This window comes from Streptomyces mesophilus (assembly GCF_040300965.1).
GTDB lineage: Bacteria > Actinomycetota > Actinomycetes > Streptomycetales > Streptomycetaceae > Streptomyces > Streptomyces mesophilus_A.
In genome coordinates this window covers 1-2,033 of the sequence record NZ_JBEPEW010000306.1, presented here as the reverse complement: position 1 = coordinate 2,033, position 2,033 = coordinate 1, and the positions used below count along the sequence as shown (strand labels likewise).

The window sequence follows — 2,033 nt, the reverse complement described above, 5'->3', positions numbered from 1 at the left end:
CGAGTATGCGTGGGGTGACTGGTCTACACCGGTGTCCCCTACGGATCTGCGGGACTGCCGCGGGCCCCCCCCCCCGGTGGGCTCCGGGGGGCGAATCGGCGCGGTCGCCCTGGGCATCGCCCTGGTGGTGCCGGCGGCGCTGCCCGCGCTGGACAGCGGGCTCTTCGACCCCACGGGCGGCGGCGGAGGGGGCGGTGGCGGCGGCGGGACGATCTCGGCGGTCAACCCGCTGGTCTCGCTGCAGAACAGCCTCAACCAGCCGAACGACCGCGAGGTCCTCAGATACCGCACGAACTCCGAGGCCACCCAGGACATGTACCTGCGGATCGTGTCGCTCGACCAGTTCGACGGCACGGCCTGGAAGCCGGCGGAACGTGCGATCACCGAGGTGCCCTCGCCGTTCCCGCAGCCCCGCGGCCTCAGCGGCGACGTGGACGCCAAGGAGGTCACCACCGAGATCTCGGCGGCCGACGACTACGCGCAGGACTGGCTGCCGATGCCGTATCCGGCGACGGCGGTCGACATCGACGGCAACTGGCGCTTCGAGCCGATCGGGCGCGCCGTCGTGGGCGACCGTGGGGAGACGACCAAGGGCAAGGAATACCGGGTCAGCAGCTTGATCGTGCAGCCGACGGCGGAGAAGCTGGCCGGGGCTCCGGCCCCCAACTCGGACATCGAGGACGAGTTCACCGACGTACCCGATTCGCTGCCGCGCGATGTGACCGACACCGCGCTGAAGGTGACCGAGGGCGCCACCAACCAGTACGAGATGGCCGTCAAGCTGCAGGACTGGTTCGCGGTCAGCGGCGGGTTCTCGTACGACACCAAGGTCACCGCGGGCAGCGGGTCGGCGGCGATCAGCCGCTTCCTGAAGGACAAGCAGGGCTTCTGCGTCCACTTCTCCTTCGCGATGGCCTCGATGGCCCGCACTCTCGGCATCCCCTCCCGGGTCGCGGTGGGCTTCACGCCCGGTTCGCCGGCCTCGGACGGGGCGATGACGGTCGGGCTCCGCGACGCCCACGCCTGGCCCGAGCTGTACTTCGAGGGCGTGGGCTGGACCCGCTTCGAGCCGACGCCGACGCGTGGTACGGCGCCCGACTACACCCGCGAGGAGACGCCGTCGGACACCCCGACCACCGCGGCCCCCTCGTCCTCCAGCTCGACGGCGCCCAGTGGCGAGGACTCCCCCTCGCCCTCGGACTCGTGCCCCGCGGATCTGCGCCGGTTCGGCGAGTGCGGGTCGCAGGAGCCGGGTGCGGCAGGGAGCGGTTCGGGCGGCGGGACGCCCTGGGGCACGTATCTGGGGATCTCGGCGGCCGTGCTGCTCCTCATCGGGGTGCCGTTGCTGCCCCTGATGTGGCGTACGCGGGTACGGGGGATACGGCTCGGTTCAGGTGGCCGCACACCGGCGGACGGGATGGCGAGAACGCTGGCCGCGTGGCTCGAAGTCACGGATACGGCCTGGGACTACGGCATCGCACCCGACGAGGCGCAGACCCCGCGCAAGGCGGCGGCCCGGATCGTCCGGCTCGGTGAGCTGGAGATCGACGCGGCCGAGGCGGTGCACCGGCTCGCGGCGGCGGTGGAGCAGGTGCTCTACGCTCCGACGCCACGGCCGGCGCCCGGTGTGGCCGAGGACGTCCGTACGGTACGGGCCGGTCTGCGGGCCACGATGAGCCGTGGCACCCGGCTGCGTGCGACGTTCGCCCCGCGTTCGGCCGTCCGGGTGGGCTGGGCCTTCTCGGACCGCTGGTCCGCTCTCAAGGAGCGCTGGGGCGGGGGTCGGTGGAGCTTCGAGCGGCTGGTGCCGCGACGGGCCAAGTAGCGGTGTGAGGGGTGCGGGGGCGTCGGCCCCCCCACCCCTCACTGCCGCGCGGCGGCGTCGGGCCGGGGTCCGCAGGACGTCCCGTGCGCGGGGCTCCCCGAACGACGACGTGGGTGTTGGGGGGGTGGCGGTTCGGCCCGCCCCCCACCCACGCGGGGGGGGGGTTTATGGGTAGGAGGCAGTAGAGGGCGCGCGGGCCCACAAGGCG

General features: G+C 73.1%; 1 protein-coding gene. It reads left to right on the top strand.

Going from position 1 to position 2,033, the window contains the following annotated elements; all coding sequences use genetic code 11:
• Window positions 1-1,825 (top strand): transglutaminase TgpA family protein (locus tag ABT367_RS41280; RefSeq protein ID WP_352259104.1); only part of this gene is annotated, 1,825 nt, incomplete at its 5' end.
• Between the last annotated feature and the right edge of the window lie 208 nt (window positions 1,826-2,033).